The organism is Flavobacterium sp. LPB0248 (assembly GCF_013388355.1).
Lineage (GTDB): Bacteria > Bacteroidota > Bacteroidia > Flavobacteriales > Flavobacteriaceae > Flavobacterium.
In genome coordinates this window covers 3317330-3332836 of sequence record NZ_CP058246.1, presented here as the reverse complement: position 1 = coordinate 3332836, position 15507 = coordinate 3317330, and the positions used below count along the sequence as shown (strand labels likewise).

At 34.2% G+C, this 15507-nt stretch carries 14 protein-coding genes; 9 read left to right on the top strand and 5 right to left on the bottom strand.

Features of this window, described 5'->3' with window-relative positions:
• The first annotated feature begins 53 nt into the window (after nt 1–53).
• The 6 genes from gcvP to LPB248_RS13955 all read left to right on the top strand — a co-directional run bounded on the left by gcvP (nt 54) and on the right by LPB248_RS13955 (nt 7575).
• Nucleotides 54–2903: an aminomethyl-transferring glycine dehydrogenase gene (gcvP, locus tag LPB248_RS13980; RefSeq protein WP_177211984.1), complete on the top strand. Its 2850-nt coding sequence runs from the start codon at nt 54–56 to the stop codon at nt 2901–2903.
• Nucleotides 2904–3302: 399 nt separating this feature from the next.
• Nucleotides 3303–4361 carry a 3-oxoacyl-ACP synthase III family protein gene (locus LPB248_RS13975; protein WP_177211983.1) on the top strand — a complete coding sequence of 353 codons (1059 nt, stop codon included), beginning with the start codon at nt 3303–3305 and terminating at the stop codon, nt 4359–4361.
• A gap of 159 nt (nt 4362–4520) precedes the next feature.
• On the top strand, nt 4521–5048 hold the full coding sequence (locus LPB248_RS13970; protein WP_177212549.1) for a methyltransferase: 528 nt from the start codon (nt 4521–4523) through the stop codon (nt 5046–5048).
• Between the two features lie 88 nt (nt 5049–5136).
• Entirely contained in the window at nt 5137–5985 is an 849-nt protein-coding gene (locus LPB248_RS13965) for a glycosyltransferase (RefSeq protein ID WP_177211982.1), read from the top strand.
• Nucleotides 5986–6064: 79 nt separating this feature from the next.
• Nucleotides 6065–6811, top strand: coding sequence for an MlaE family ABC transporter permease (locus LPB248_RS13960; protein WP_012022541.1), 747 nt, complete (start codon nt 6065–6067; stop codon nt 6809–6811).
• Nucleotides 6811–7575: an ABC transporter ATP-binding protein gene (locus LPB248_RS13955; RefSeq protein ID WP_177211981.1), complete on the top strand. Its 765-nt coding sequence runs from the start codon at nt 6811–6813 to the stop codon at nt 7573–7575. The genes LPB248_RS13960 and LPB248_RS13955 overlap by 1 nt, the downstream gene beginning before the upstream one ends.
• Before the next feature lie 97 nt (nt 7576–7672).
• Here the strand turns inward: LPB248_RS13955 and LPB248_RS13950 are convergent, their stop codons facing one another.
• The 5 genes from LPB248_RS13950 to LPB248_RS13930 all read right to left on the bottom strand — a co-directional run bounded on the left by LPB248_RS13950 (nt 7673) and on the right by LPB248_RS13930 (nt 11670).
• Nucleotides 7673–8287 (bottom strand): SprT-like domain-containing protein, encoded by a 615-nt coding sequence (locus LPB248_RS13950; RefSeq protein ID WP_177211980.1) that lies wholly within the window; start codon nt 8285–8287, stop codon nt 7673–7675.
• 12 nt (nt 8288–8299) lie between these two features.
• Nucleotides 8300–8668: a four helix bundle protein gene (locus tag LPB248_RS13945; RefSeq protein WP_177211979.1), complete on the bottom strand. Its 369-nt coding sequence runs from the start codon at nt 8666–8668 to the stop codon at nt 8300–8302.
• Between the two features lie 27 nt (nt 8669–8695).
• On the bottom strand, nt 8696–9373 hold the full coding sequence (locus LPB248_RS13940) for an SDR family NAD(P)-dependent oxidoreductase (RefSeq protein ID WP_177211978.1): 678 nt from the start codon (nt 9371–9373) through the stop codon (nt 8696–8698).
• Nucleotides 9374–9408: 35 nt separating this feature from the next.
• Nucleotides 9409–10386 carry a M28 family peptidase gene (locus LPB248_RS13935; RefSeq protein WP_177211977.1) on the bottom strand — a complete coding sequence of 326 codons (978 nt, stop codon included), beginning with the start codon at nt 10384–10386 and terminating at the stop codon, nt 9409–9411.
• Between the two features lie 141 nt (nt 10387–10527).
• Nucleotides 10528–11670 carry an acyl-CoA dehydrogenase gene (locus tag LPB248_RS13930; protein ID WP_177211976.1) on the bottom strand — a complete coding sequence of 381 codons (1143 nt, stop codon included), beginning with the start codon at nt 11668–11670 and terminating at the stop codon, nt 10528–10530.
• Between the two features lie 490 nt (nt 11671–12160).
• On the opposite strand from LPB248_RS13930, the gene LPB248_RS13925 reads away from it, so the two are divergent.
• From LPB248_RS13925 to LPB248_RS13915, 3 genes are all read left to right on the top strand, one after another.
• A complete protein-coding gene (locus LPB248_RS13925; RefSeq protein WP_177211975.1) occupies nt 12161–12736 on the top strand; it encodes a chalcone isomerase family protein in 576 nt (191 codons plus the stop codon).
• 143 nt (nt 12737–12879) lie between these two features.
• Nucleotides 12880–14106: a Glu/Leu/Phe/Val dehydrogenase dimerization domain-containing protein gene (locus LPB248_RS13920; protein ID WP_177211974.1), complete on the top strand. Its 1227-nt coding sequence runs from the start codon at nt 12880–12882 to the stop codon at nt 14104–14106.
• Nucleotides 14107–14343: 237 nt separating this feature from the next.
• Nucleotides 14344–15249: an energy transducer TonB gene (locus LPB248_RS13915; RefSeq protein WP_177211973.1), complete on the top strand. Its 906-nt coding sequence runs from the start codon at nt 14344–14346 to the stop codon at nt 15247–15249.
• The last annotated feature ends 258 nt before the right edge of the window (nt 15250–15507 follow it).

Here is a 15507-nt window from a genome sequence, read left to right as displayed (position 1 = left end):
CGCACTATAAAATGGTGTACGAACACATTAATTAAAAAAACTTAGATAGCTACATGAAAACAGATGCTTTTGCTTTAAGACACATTGGTCCAAGAGAAACTGATCTTCAGCATATGCTGAAAACTATTGGAGTTGACTCAATCGAGCGACTTGTTTATGAAACCCTTCCAGATGACATTCGTTTAAAAGCACCTTTGAATTTAGATCCTGCAATGACCGAGTACGAATTTGCAAATCACATTCAAGAGTTAGGAAGAAAAAACAAAGTATTCAAATCTTATATTGGATTGGGTTATCACCCAACTATTGTTCCTGCTCCAATTCAAAGAAACATCTTTGAAAACCCAGGATGGTACACAGCTTACACACCTTACCAAGCAGAAATTGCTCAAGGTCGTTTAGAAGCAATTTTAAATTTCCAGACTACTGTTATCGAATTAACAGGAATGGAGATTGCAAATGCTTCTTTATTAGATGAAGGAACTGCAGCTGCAGAAGCTATGGCGTTATTATTTGATGTTCGTACAAGAGATCAAAAGAAAAACAATACACATAAATTCTTCGTTTCTGAAGAAATTTTACCACAAACTTTATCTGTACTTCAAACACGTTCCACTCCAATTGGAATTGAATTAGTTGTTGGAAACCACGAAACATTTGATTTTTCAAATGAGTTCTTTGGAGCAATTTTACAATATCCAGGCAAATACGGGCAAGTAAACGATTACAGCGCTTTTGTTGCTAAAGCAAAAGAAAACGAAATTAAAGTTGCCTTTGCTGCTGATATTTTATCATTAGCCGCTTTAACTTCTCCAGGAGAAATGGGTGCTGCAGTTGTGGTTGGAACTACTCAACGTTTTGGTGTACCAATGGGTTACGGTGGTCCTCACGCAGCTTACTTTGCAACTAAAGACGAATACAAACGTTCTATGCCGGGTCGTATCATTGGAGTTTCTGTTGATACAAATGGAAACCGTGCTTTACGTATGGCTTTAGGAACTCGCGAGCAGCACATCAAACGTGAAAAAGCAACTTCAAATATTTGTACTGCACAAGTTTTATTGGCAGTTATGGCTGGAATGTACGCGGTTTACCACGGACCAGAAGGATTAAAATATATTGCAAACAAAGTTCACGCATCGGCGGTTACTGCTGCTGAAGCTTTAAATAAATTAGGAGTTTACCAAACTAATACGGCTTACTTTGATACTATTTCAGTAAAAGCAGACGCTCAAAAAGTAAAAGCTGTTGCAGAGAAAAACGAAGTAAACTTCTTCTATGTTGATGCTGATACGATTTCTATTTCATTTAACGAAACAACTTCAATCGCTAACATCAACCAAATCATTGCGATTTTTGCTGAAGCTTTAGGAAAAGAGGCTTTCACAGTTTCTGAACTAACTGAAGCTAGTCAATTACCAGCTTCATTAGAAAGAACTTCTTCTTTCTTAACGCATGATGTTTTCAACAATCATCATTCAGAAAGCCAATTGATGCGTTACATCAAAAAATTAGAGCGTAAAGATTTATCATTAAATCATTCGATGATTTCTTTAGGTTCTTGTACAATGAAATTAAACGCGGCTTCAGAAATGCTCCCTTTATCAATGCCAAACTGGAACAGCATTCACCCGTTTGCACCAGTAGAGCAAGCTGAAGGTTACATCACGATGCTTAAAAAATTAGAGCAGCAATTAAATGTAATTACTGGATTTGCTGGAACAACTTTACAGCCAAACTCAGGAGCTCAAGGAGAGTATGCTGGTTTAATGGCGATTCGTGCTTACCATATGTCAAGAAACGAAGGTCACCGTAATGTTTGTTTAATTCCTTCATCGGCTCACGGAACAAATCCTGCTTCTGCAGCGATGGCTGGAATGAAAATCATTGTTACTAAAACGACTCCAGAAGGAAATATTGACGTAGAAGATTTAAGAGAAAAAGCGATTGAGCACAAAGATGATTTATCTTGCTTAATGGTAACGTACCCTTCTACTCATGGAGTTTTCGAATCTTCAATTATTGAAATCACTAAATTAATCCATGATAATGGCGGATTAGTATATATGGATGGTGCAAACATGAACGCACAAGTTGGGTTAACAAATCCTGCTACAATTGGCGCTGACGTTTGTCACTTAAACTTACACAAAACATTCGCTATTCCTCACGGTGGCGGTGGACCTGGAGTTGGACCAATCTGTGTGAACGAAAAATTAGTTCCGTTCTTGCCAACAAATCCAATCTTAAAAGTTGGTGGCGAACAAGCAATTACTGCTATTTCATCTGCTCCTTACGGATCTGCTTTAGTATGTTTAATCTCTTACGGTTACATCACAATGATGGGAGCTGAAGGATTAAAAAGTGCTACAGAACACGCAATCTTGAATGCGAACTATATGAAATCTCGTTTTGAAGGTCACTACCCAATTCTTTACACTGGAGAATGTGGAAGAGCGGCTCACGAAATGATTTTAGATTGCCGTTCATTTAAAGAAAACGGAATTGAAGTGGGTGATATCGCAAAACGATTAATGGATTACGGTTTCCACGCTCCAACGGTTTCTTTCCCAGTGGCTGGAACTTTAATGATTGAGCCAACAGAATCTGAAGATTTAGCTGAATTAGATCGTTTTTGTGATGCCCTTATCTCAATCAGAAAAGAGATTGAAGCAGCAACTGCTGATGACAAAAACAATGTATTGAAAAATGCACCTCATACATTAGCAATGTTAACTTCTGATTCTTGGGATTTCCCTTATTCAAGAGAAAAAGCGGCATATCCATTAGAATACATTGCAGATAATAAATTCTGGCCATCTGTTCGTCGTGTAGATGATGCTTATGGTGACAGAAACTTAGTATGCAGCTGTGCTCCTATTGAAGCTTACATGGAAAGCTAAAATTTAGTTTTCTTATAAATATCCAAACCCGACAGTTTTAAAAACTTGTCGGGTTTATTTTTTTTGTTTCAGGTTTCAAGTTTCAGCATAACTTGAAAACTGAAACTTTTTTAAACCAAACAACAAAGAAGAAATCTGATTTAAAGAAACATAACTTTCTGCTAATCTTTTGTGAAATTATTTGAATAAAATCGAAATAATAGTCAAAAAACATTGACCTTCAAATCGTCTTCAATCGTTTGAAATATAGGAAATATTAAAAAATCATTAGAAAAAAAACAATATATCAACCGAAAAATCGTTTTTTCATAATTATATGCATGCATAGTATTTTTTATGATAGTTATCATAATATTATTTATACATTAGCGCTAAATTTATAGGATAATCACGGGCAAAATGAAAATAAAAATTATAGGTATTGGGAGCTACATTCCTAATCTAGAAGTAAAAAACACAGATTTTGATAAACATGTTTTTTTAAATGAGGATGGAACTCCTTTTGGTTATCCGAACGAAGTTGTTATTAAAAAATTTAAAGGTATTACGGGAATTGAAAATCGCCGTTATGCTGAACCACAATACAATGCTTCTGATTTAGCTTTCTTTGCTGCTGAAAAAGCCATTGCAAATGCTGCCATTGATGCAGAAACTTTAGACTATATTATCATCGCTCATAATTTTGGAGATGTAAAACCAGGAACTACTCAATCAGATATTTTACCGAGTTTAGCAACACGTGTTAAAAACAAATTAGGCATTAAAAATCCTAAATGCGTGGCTTACGATATTATTTTTGGATGTCCTGGATGGATCGAAGGTGTTTTACAAGCCAATGCTTTCATCAAATCTGGAATGGCAAAAAGAGTAATGGTAATTGGAGCCGAAACGCTATCAAGAGTTGTTGATGATCACGATCGTGATTCAATGATTTATTCTGATGGTGCAGGTGCTTCAATTTTAGAAGCCTCAACTGATGAAGCTGGCTTATTAGCTTACGAAAGCGCTACTTATGCAACTGATGAAGCTGGTTACCTTTTCTTCGGAAAATCATACAATAAAGATTTAGATCCAGATACAAAATACATTAAGATGTATGGACGTAAAATCTACGAATTTGCTTTAAGCAATGTACCATGCGCGATGAAAAGCTGTTTAGATAAAAGCGGAATTGCAATAGATGAAGTGAAAAAAATCCTTATTCATCAAGCAAACGAAAAAATGGACGAAGCAATCATCGAACGTTTCTACAAACTATACGACAAAACGGCTCCTAAAGATATCATGCCAATGAGTATTCACGATTTAGGAAATAGTAGTGTTGCAACTGTTCCCACATTGTATGATTTAATCCTTCAGGGAAAAGTTGAAAATCATGAAATCAATAAAGGTGATGTTCTTATTTTTGCTTCAGTTGGAGCAGGAATGAATATTAATGCTTTTGTTTACCGATACTAGTCGCAGTTTACAGTCACAGTATTCAGTTTCTTAGACTGAATACTGTGACTGAGACTGAAAACTTAAAAAAGTCCGCAATCTTATAGTGCGGACTTTTTTAGTATATTTGCGACCTAATTAACAAATCATGAACGAGAGATTAATTCGTTCACAATGAATATGTACGAAAAAACGTTTCCGAATAAAAGATTCAAACTTACTTTAGAGTTTTTAAAAAAGCACGTTAGCACATCTGAAACCATTTTTGATTTTGGTGTTCCAAATCCATTTTCAAAAATAATGGAAGAAAACGGTTATACTGTAAAAAATACAAAAGGAGAAGATTTAGACAACGACCAAACGGCTTTACAAACAGAAGATTATACCGTTTTTACAGCTTTTGAAATTTTCGAACATTTACTAAATCCGTACACTATTTTGCAAAATGTAAAGTGTGATAAATTGTTAATTTCAATTCCGTTACGTTTATGGTTTTCGCCTGCTTATCGTTCTAAAACAGATATGTGGGACAGACATTATCATGAATTTGAAGATTGGCAATTGGACTGGCTTTTAGAAAAAACAGGATGGAAAATCACAGATCGCCTTCAATTTACACATCCAGTAAAAAAACTTGGAATCAGACCATTATTAAGATACTTCACTCCGAGATATTATATTGTTGTCGCGGAAAAAGTTAAGAACTAAGATTGCAGATTAACGATTTTTGATTTTTGATTTTTAGATGATTTCCACACAATCTAAAATCTAAAATCTAAAATCTAAAATTCTTAAAATGAAATATTACATCGTCATTCCCGCACATAACGAAGAAAATCTAATTGGCTTAACATTACAGTCTCTAGTTACTCAAACTGTTCTGCCTACAAAAGTTGTGGTTGTAAATGACAATTCTACAGATAAAACAGAAGAAGTTGTACTGGGTTTTGCAAAAGAAAACCCATACATTTCTGTTGTAAACAAAACTTCAGATGCGATTCATTTACCAGGAAGTAAAGTAATTCAGGCTTTTCAGAAAGGCTTTGAAACTCTGGATTCTGATTATGATATTATTGTAAAAATAGACGGCGACTTAATTTTTCCTTCAAACTATTTTGAAACCATAATCAAACATTTTGAATCTGATCCTAAAATCGGAATGGCTGGCGGATTCTGCTATATTGATAAAAACGGCGAATGGGTTTTAGAAAATCTAACAGATAAAGATCATATTCGTGGTGCTTTGAAAGCGTATCGAAAAGAAACTTTCCAACAAATTGGTGGTTTACGACCAGCAATGGGATGGGATACTGTAGACGAATTGCTTTGCAAGTATTACGATTGGAAAATAGTTACCGACGAATCTTTACATGTAAAACATCTAAAACCGACAGGTGCAAACTACAACAAAACAGCTCGTTACAAACAAGGCGAAGCTTTTTATACTTTAGGTTATGGTTTTTGGATCACAGCGATTGCTTCGGCAAAACTGGCAATGATGAAGAAAAAACCTTTTCTATTTTTAGATTACATTAAAGGATTTATGAAAGCCAAAAGCGCCAAAACTCCTTTATTAGTAACTCCCGAACAAGCTAAGTTTATTAGAAATTATCGTTTAAAAAAAATGAAAGAAAAGTTAATTTGATCAGTAAAACACTCGAAAAAACTGAACTCATAACTCATAACTCATAACTTCTTTTTACCTTAGCCAATATTTAAAACTTATGATGCTAATTCGTTATTTATCCCAAATAGGAAAATATTTTTTAATGCTGAAAGAAATTTTCAATAAACAGACTAAATGGCCTGTTATGAAAAATTTAATTTTCAAAGAAATCGATGATTTGATTATTGACTCCCTTGGAATTGTTTGCTTTATATCTTTTTTCATTGGAGGAGTTGTTGCCATTCAAACAGCTTTAAACTTAACTAACCCATTAATTCCTAAATATCTTATTGGTTTTGCTACACGTCAATCTGTAGTTTTGGAGTTTGCCCCTACTTTTATTTCGGTAATTATGGCCGGTAAAATGGGATCTTACATCACTTCAAGTATCGGGACAATGCGAGTTACAGAGCAAATAGATGCTTTAGAAGTTATGGGAGTTAATTCTGTTAACTATCTTGTTTTCCCAAAAATTATAGCTTTATTAATGTACCCTTTTGTTATTGGAATTAGTATGTTTTTAGGAATTTTTGGAGGATGGCTTGCTTGTGCTTATGGAGGATTTTCAACTGGTGCAGATTTTATTATGGGAGCTCAAAAAGATTTCATACCGTTTCATATTACTTATGCATTTATCAAGACTTTAATATTTGCGATGTTATTGGCAACAATTCCATCTTTTCATGGTTATTATATGAAAGGTGGTGCATTAGAAGTTGGTAAGGCGAGTACAACATCGTTTGTATGGACATCTGTTACTATTATCCTTCTAAATTATATATTAACTCAATTATTATTAGGATAATGATAGAAGTAAAAAATATAGAAAAATCATTTGGCGACAGTAAAGTTTTAAAAGGCGTTTCGACGGTATTTGAAACTGGAAAAACCAACTTGATTATTGGACAAAGTGGATCTGGAAAAACAGTTTTATTAAAAACGTTATTGGGAATTCATACACCAGATTCAGGAACAATCGAATTTGACGGAAGAGTTTATTCTGATTTAGATAAAGATGAAAAACGTGAATTAAGAACTGAAATCGGAATGGTATTTCAGGGTTCTGCTTTATTTGACTCGATGACAGTTGAAGAAAATGTAGCTTTCCCCCTAAAAATGTTCACCAATAATAGCAAAGCACAAATTAAAGAAAGAGTTGACTTTGTTTTAGAAAGAGTAAATCTTGTTGACGCTCACAAAAAATTGCCTTCTGAGATTTCTGGAGGTATGCAAAAACGTGTGGCTATTGCGAGAGCTATTGTAAACAATCCGAAATATTTGTTTTGTGATGAACCAAACTCTGGATTAGATCCAAATACTTCGACTTTGATTGATAACCTGATTCAGGAAATTACAAAAGAATATAATATTACAACCGTAATCAACACGCACGATATGAACTCCGTGATGGAAATCGGTGAAAATATTGTTTTTCTAAAGAAAGGCTTAAAAGCTTGGCAGGGAACTAAAGAAGAAATCTTTAAAACCGATAATGAAGCAATAGTTAAATTCGTATATTCTTCAAACTTATTTAAGAAAGTACGAGAAGCTTATTTAAAAGGACTATAGAATTTAAAACCCAAAATAATAAAAATCCCAAACTCCAAGTTGCTTATTGGAATTTGGGATTTTTTTATTGACTTCTCCAGTAATTGAAATTTGGAATTTAGGTACTAGAATTTTTTAAAGTGATTAATTCAACCTCAGCATTCGGATTAAAAAGATATGTTTTTCCAGAGCTGATTTCTAAACACTCAAAACGCTTTGTTCTAACGGCAATTTTTTTAAAGACCTTGCCATTCTTAATTCTAAAAATACTTCCGTAAGGAATCTCGAAAACGTAATTTTTATCATTTTCTTTATCGTATTGCTTTAAAGCCAAAGACAAAGTAGTATCTGTATCGCTACTTGCAGATGGGTTCTTGAAATGTCTTGCTAGCAAAGGTAAAATCTGCCCCGGAAATATTTCTGGCCGAATAAACGGAACCATTAAACGCTGAAAAGTATACTTCCATTCATTTCCATGCGGTTTTATATTTCGTCCAAACTTTTCAAAAGCTACTAAATGCGCAATTTCGTGAATCAGTGTAATTAAAAATCTGTATTTATTTAAACTTGCATTGACCGTAATCTCATGCTTACCGCTTGGTCCGCGTCTATAATCTCCATGGCGCGTCTGACGTTCGTTTACAATCTTCAAATGAACTTGATTGGCCACTATCAAATCGAAAACGGGTTTTACCGCATGTTCTGGGATATATTTCGCTAAAGTATCGCTCAATTTAATTATGAATTATGAGTTTTGAGTTATGAGTTTTTTCTTTGTTGTTAAAATTATACTTTTTATGATTTTTAACACTTCTTCACATTGCTTGTGCATTGATTCAAATTCCGCATTAGAAATATAATTCGTAGCAATCAATATTTCCAACCAATACATTGATTCATCACATTCTTTTTGAGAAATCGATAATTTATGAATAAAATCAGGTTTGCTTTGAGCATTCACAGCTTCCCGAACATTGGCACCAACTGAAGTAACCGAACGCAAAAATTGCTTACTCATTACAAATTCTTTCCTTTCTGCAACTAGCCATTTATAAAAATTAACTCCTCTTACAGCTAACTCAAAACTTTTAGTTTTCACAATACTCTCACTCATAATTCAAAACTCATAATTCATAACTATTTACGGATTCGTTGATGAAACTTCAAGTACCTTTCCGTTAAAATATTTATTTCCGTTAAGCGTAAAATCATAAATATAAGTTGCCATTCCTTCCGCCGAAATTGGCGCTTGATATCCTGGAAAAGCTTCATTCAGCATTTCAGTTTGAACAGATCCTAAAGCCAAAACATTAAATGAGATTCCTTGCTCTTTGTATTCTTCTGCCAATAGTTCACTTAAAGTAATAACCGCTCCTTTACTAGAACTGTAAGCTGCCAATCCAGCAAACTTCAAACTTCCGCGAACTCCGCCAATAGAACTGATTGTTACAACATGACTTCCTTTTCCTAAATACGGAAGACAAATTCTAGTTAGATTAGCAACAGCAAAAACGTTCACTTTATAAATGCTTTCAAAATCTGCTTGTGTAGTTTCTGCAAAAGGTTTTAAAAGTAATGCTCCTGCATTATGAACTACTGCATCTACTTTTTTCCATGTTGAAGAAAGAAAACTTTCTACTTCATGCAAAGCAGTTTCGTCTGCCAAATCAACCGACAGACAAGTTACATTTTGATGTTCTAAAAGTGTTTTTGGTATTTTTCTCGAAATGGCCAATACTTGATTTCCTGCATTTGCAAACTGCAATGCCAATTCATAGCCAATTCCTCTACTCGTTCCGGTAACAATAATATTTTTCATGGAGCAAAAATAATCAAATGGTGTAAAACAGCCTCTTATTTGTTCATGGTTATTTCTTGTGTTGGAGAAACGGCAATTTTTGTTACCGCTGGCAATAATTCTTGTGTGAATCTAGTAATATGAGGAATGTCCATTAATTTGAATTCATCTGAAACATGATGATAAAAATCAAAATTTTCAAAATCAAAAGTACTTAAAGATTGACATGGTTTTCCGAAAGCCTGAAAAAACGAATAATTATCAGATCTATAAAACAGTTTATATTCTGCTTCTTTAGGTAAAAATCCGATGGTGTTTTTTCCTGTGTATTCATTTATTTTTTGCGCCATGTTCGATTTATCAAAACCTGTTATATAAGCTAGATAATCGCGTTTCATTGGCACACCAATCATTTCGATATTTAATTGTGTGTAAAGATTGAAATTTTGCTTTTTTAATTTCTCTACTAAACTTTTAGATCCTAATAATCCTTTTTCTTCTCCCGCAAAAAATACAATTAATATACTTCGTTTATTAGCTTTAGTGGTGCTAAAATATTTTGCCATTGCCGCTACAGAAGTTACTCCCGAAGCATCATCATTGGCACCATTATTAATTTTATCAGCCTGATCTTTTGTCTCCAAACCAATATGATCGTAATGCGCGCTCAATACAACAAATTCTTTTTTTAGTTCGGGATCTGTTCCCTCAATAACTCCAACAATATTAAACGCTGGCTTTTCGAAATTGGTTAAAGTATCACGATAAGTTTTAAAATACGGTTTAATTTTATTTTTCTTTAAAAAGTCTTCCAAGAAAACGGCCGCTTTTTCAATTCCTTTCGTTCCAGTCTCACGTCCTTCCAATTCATCTGAAGAAAGATATTTTAGAAAATCTGAAATTTCAGATTCCTTTACTTTATAACTGATTTCTATGGGTTTTGAAACTCCTTTTATTTCATTCTCTTTTGTTGTTGAAGTTCCCGATTTGCATGCTAGAAAAACAAGTGGAAGCAGAAAGTATAGCTTTTTCATAATGTTTGGTTTGATTTAATACTGAGTAAGAAACAAAAATTTACTTTAAGGCATAAACTTATGAAAAGTAATAGAATATTCATAAAAAAACCCTTTCAAACTAAAAGCTGAAAGGGTTTTAAAATTTATTTAGAAATTTATTTATCCTGCAATAACTGCTCTAGAAATTACAATTTTTTGAATTTCAGAAGTTCCTTCGTAGATCTGAGTGATTTTAGCATCACGCATTAAACGCTCTACATGGTATTCTTTCACATATCCATTTCCTCCGTGAATTTGGACAGCTTCAACAGATGTATCCATTGCAACTTGCGAAGCAAATAATTTTGCCATTGCACCACTCACATCGTAATTTTTATGATTGTCTTTATCCCAAGCTGCTTTCATACATAAATGACGCGCTGCTTCAATATTCACTGCCATATCTGCCAATTTAAAAGCAATTGCCTGATGATTGCAGATTTCAGTTCCAAAAGCTTTACGCTCTTTAGAATATTTCAAAGCCATTTCGTAAGCTCCAGAAGCAATCCCTAATGCTTGAGATGCAATTCCGATTCTACCTCCCGCAAGAGTTTTCATAGCAAATTTAAATCCGAAACCATCTTCACCAATTCTGTTTTCTTTTGGAACTTTCACATCAGTAAACATTAAAGAATGCGTATCCGAACCACGGATTCCCATTTTTTGCTCTTTCGGACCAACTGAGAAACCTGGCATATCTTTCGTCATAATCAAAGCATTGATTCCTTTGTGCTTTAATTCTGGATGAGTTTGTGCAATTACTAAATATACAGAAGCTGTGTTTCCATTTGTAATCCAGTTTTTAGTTCCGTTTACTAAATAGTGATCTCCCATATCAACCGCTGTTGTTTTTTGAGAAGTAGCATCACTTCCTGCTTCAGGCTCACTTAAACAGAATGCTCCGTGAATTTCTCCAGAAGCTAAACCTGGCAAGTATTTTTGTTTTTGCTCTTCAGTACCATATTCTTGTAATCCCCAGCAAACTAGCGAATTGTTTACCGACATTACAACAGAAGCAGAAGCATCTACTTTAGAAATTTCTTCCATTGCAATAACGTAAGAAATGGCGTCTAAACCGCTTCCTCCATATTTAGGATCAACCATCATTCCCATAAATCCAAGCTCGCCCATTTTTTTGACTTGCTCAGTTGGAAAAATTTGTTTTTCGTCTCGTTCAATAACTCCCGGCAATAATTCATTTTGAGCAAAATCTCTTGCTGCCTGCTGAATCATTAAATGTTCTTCGGTAAGATTAAAATCCATAGTAGTATTCTTTAAAGTTTTTTCAACCAAATTTCAAACAGAGCTTTTTAGTTGATGGTTTTTTATGTTTTTGTTTTTTTCAGTGCCTAAACTTTTCAGTTCAAAGGCTTCCAAAGATACTTTTTAAATGTGTAAATTACAATGCGCGCATATAAAATTAGTAGATCAGCAAAGATTACGATAACGTTTTCGCTATTATTTAGCTTTTTTTTCAAAAGAGCGTCAATTTAGCAACAAATTTTCTAAAATTTAAGATTCAAATTAGCTTGAATTTTCATTATTAATTAAAAAAATGAAGGCAATTAAATCGAAGAAAAATTAAACAATTCTTAAAATGAGTAAAACTACGTAAACTTAGTCTTACTAAAGTGATTTCTAATGTAATACAAAAATTAAACATCAAATTGAGAAGAAAAAAACATTGCCAATATGAGCTAAATATTAAGAAATTAACATTATTTTTGACCAAAAAATAAATAATTGATAGAACATGAAAAAGATTTTACTTTTGCTGACAATGCTTTTAAGCTTGCAATTTTCGACTGTTTCAGCGCAAACCCAAATTGATGTTAATGGTGTAACCGTACCTAGAAAAATAGATTTTCAAGGCAAATCATTACAATTAAATGGAGCAGGTGGAAGATCAAAAATGTGGTTGGAAGTTTATGTTCAGGCATTGTATTTATCTCAATTGACTCAAGACCCACAATTCATTATTGACAGTGATACTGAAATGGCGGTTCGAATCGAAATTACTTCTTCTATGGTTTCTTCAAACAAATTGACAAAAGCTATGAACACAGGTTTTGAAAAATCTGCGGGTGCAAATCTTGAGCAATTACGTCCAAGAATTGAGCAGTTAAAAAGTTATCTAAGCGATGCCATTACAGAAAAAGATGTTTTCATTTTAGCATACAACCCATTAGACCAAAATGTTTACATAAGTAAAAATGAAGTTTTAAAAGGAAAAATTCCTGGATTCGATTTCAAAAAAGCATTATTCGGAATCTGGCTTTCTGACAAACCAGTAGACGAAACTTTGAAAAAACACTTATTAGGACAATAGTTCTTAATTTTTTAAATATTCAAAAAGCCGTCCCGAAAATTTCGGGACGGCTTTTCTTTTATGTTTTATAAATTTGCTGCAAAATACATTATTCGCATTATTCTATTTTATACATTTACGCAAAATAAACATATCACAACAAAATGAAAGATTTATTACAACAATTTGAAAACAAAGCACCTGAAATTGTTTTCAATTGGAAAGATTCAGAAACAGAAGCCGAAGGGTGGACTGTTATTAATTCACTTCGTGGAGGAGCTGCGGGTGGAGGAACAAGAATGAGAAAAGGTCTAGACATGAACGAAGTTTTGTCTTTGGCTAAAACTATGGAAGTTAAATTCTCAGTTTCTGGTCCTGCAATTGGAGGAGCTAAATCTGGAATAAATTTTGATCCGAACGATCCTCGCAAAAAAGGTGTTTTGCAACGTTGGTACAAAGCCGTTTCTCCTTTATTGAAAAGCTACTATGGAACTGGAGGAGATTTAAATGTTGATGAGATTCACGAAGTAATTCCAATGACAGAAGAATGTGGTGTTTGGCATCCGCAGGAAGGTGTTTTCAACGGACACTTTAAACCAACCGAAGCTGATAAAATCAATAGAATTGGACAATTGCGTCAAGGTGTAATTAAAGTAATTGAAAACCCTAAATTCTCTCCAGACGTAACTAGAAAATATACAGTTGCCGACATGATTACTGGTTTTGGTGTTGCAGAGGCAGTTCGTCATTTTTACGCAACTTACGGTGGAGACATTAAAGGTAAAAAAGCAATCGTTCAAGGTTTTGGAAACGTAGGTTCGGCAGCAGCTTTTTATTTAGCTGAAATGGGAGCAAAAGTTATCGGAATTATTGATCGCGATGGCGGATTAATAAAAGAAGAAGGTTTTTCTTTTGAAGAAATCAGAAGCTTGTTTTTAAATAAAGACGGAAATAAATTAGTTGCTGACAATATGATTCCGTTTGAAGAAATCAATTCTAAAATCTGGACTATTGGTGCTGAAATTTTCACTCCTTGTGCGGCTTCAAGATTGGTTACTCAAGCGCAAATTGACAGCTTAATCACAAACGGATTAGAAGTAATTTCTTGTGGAGCCAATGTTCCTTTTGCTGACAAAGAAATTTTCTTCGGTTCTATCATGGAAGAAGTAGACAGCAAAGTAAGTTTGATTCCTGATTTTATTTCAAACTGCGGAATGGCAAGAGTTTTTGCTTATTTCATGGAGAAAAAAGTTCAAATGACAGACGAGGCTATTTTTAATGACACATCAGATACAATTAAAAATGCGATTGTTAAAGCTCACGCTTTGAATTCGTCAAAAACAAATATTAGTGCAACTGCTTTTGAGATTGCATTGAAACAGTTGGTATAATAAAGATATATTCTACTTTATTACAAAAGGATCAAATTTAAATTTGGTCCTTTTTTTGTTTCCCGCAGATTTGGCAGATTATGCAGATTTTTTTTGTGCTTTACATTTAATCTGTTCAATCTGCCAAATCTGCGAGAAAAACATTCGATGCAAAATAGATCGGAGACTTCCATTCTAAACAATTTTTACTACTTTTAAACGTTTTTAAAATAATACATTTCAAAATTCAGAATTTAAATGAGTTCCTCTATTTCTTCAGATCAAAAGAAATCATTACTATTCACAATCGCTATTTATGCGGTCGTTATTGCGTTGCTGTTTTTTATACGTTTTTGGCCTCCATATAATCCTGAAAATAATGTTGCCCTTGCAGATGGTGGCGGCGGAGGCGGAGGTGTTACAGTAAATTTCGGAGATAGCGATTTAGGTTCTGGAGCCAATTATAAAAGTGAAGTTCTGGATGTAAAAAACAATGTAAAACAAGCTCCTGCAAAAGCAACTCCTGAAGAAGAATCGATCATTACGCAGGAAAACACGACAACAGAAAATGACGTTGTAATTCCGACAAAAGAAAAACCGAAAAAACCCGTTCCTGTCGAGAAACCTGTACAAAAACCTGTACCGGAAAAACCAAAAGTTTCTAACTCAACCAACGACGCCTTGGCAAGTATTATGAAAGGCTCAAACAAAGGCGGTGACGGAGATGATAAAGCAGCTGGAAATAAAGGAAAAGCAAACGGAAGTTTAAACTCTAACGGTTACTACGGAAGTGGTGGTTCTGGTGGAGGAACAGGAGGCGGTAACGGAACTGGAAATGGCATTGGCACCGGAAGCGGTTACGGAGCAGGAACTGGTGGCGGTTCTGGCGGAGGATCTGGATATTCTCTAGGAAACAGAAAAGCTTTATCTAAACCAGCACCAAAATATACTTGTAACGAAGAAGGAAAAGTAGTTGTTGAAGTAAGTGTTGACCAAAACGGAAAAACAATAAGTGCAACTCCAGGAATTAAAGGAACAACCAATACGGCAAAATGCTTATTAGATCAAGCAAGAATTGCAGCAATGAATACCAAATGGGAATCTGACAGTGATGCTCCTGCAAAACAAGTTGGGAAAATTATTTATAATTTTAGTTTGGATTAAAAAACACGAATTTAACAGATTTACACTAAATCTGCTATTATAGAAAAAGGCTTTCAGAAATTCTGAAAGCCTTTTTGTTTCCGTCCAGTTTGTCATTCTGAGGAACGAAGAATCACACTAGAAACTCGACAAAGCTTGAAGACTTTGTTTGCGGAATAACTTGTGTGATTCTTCGTTCCTCAGAATGACAAAACTGAGTCCTGTTCGCGTGAGGGATAGAAGCTAGCTACCGAAGTAGCGCTCCCGATAGCTATCGGG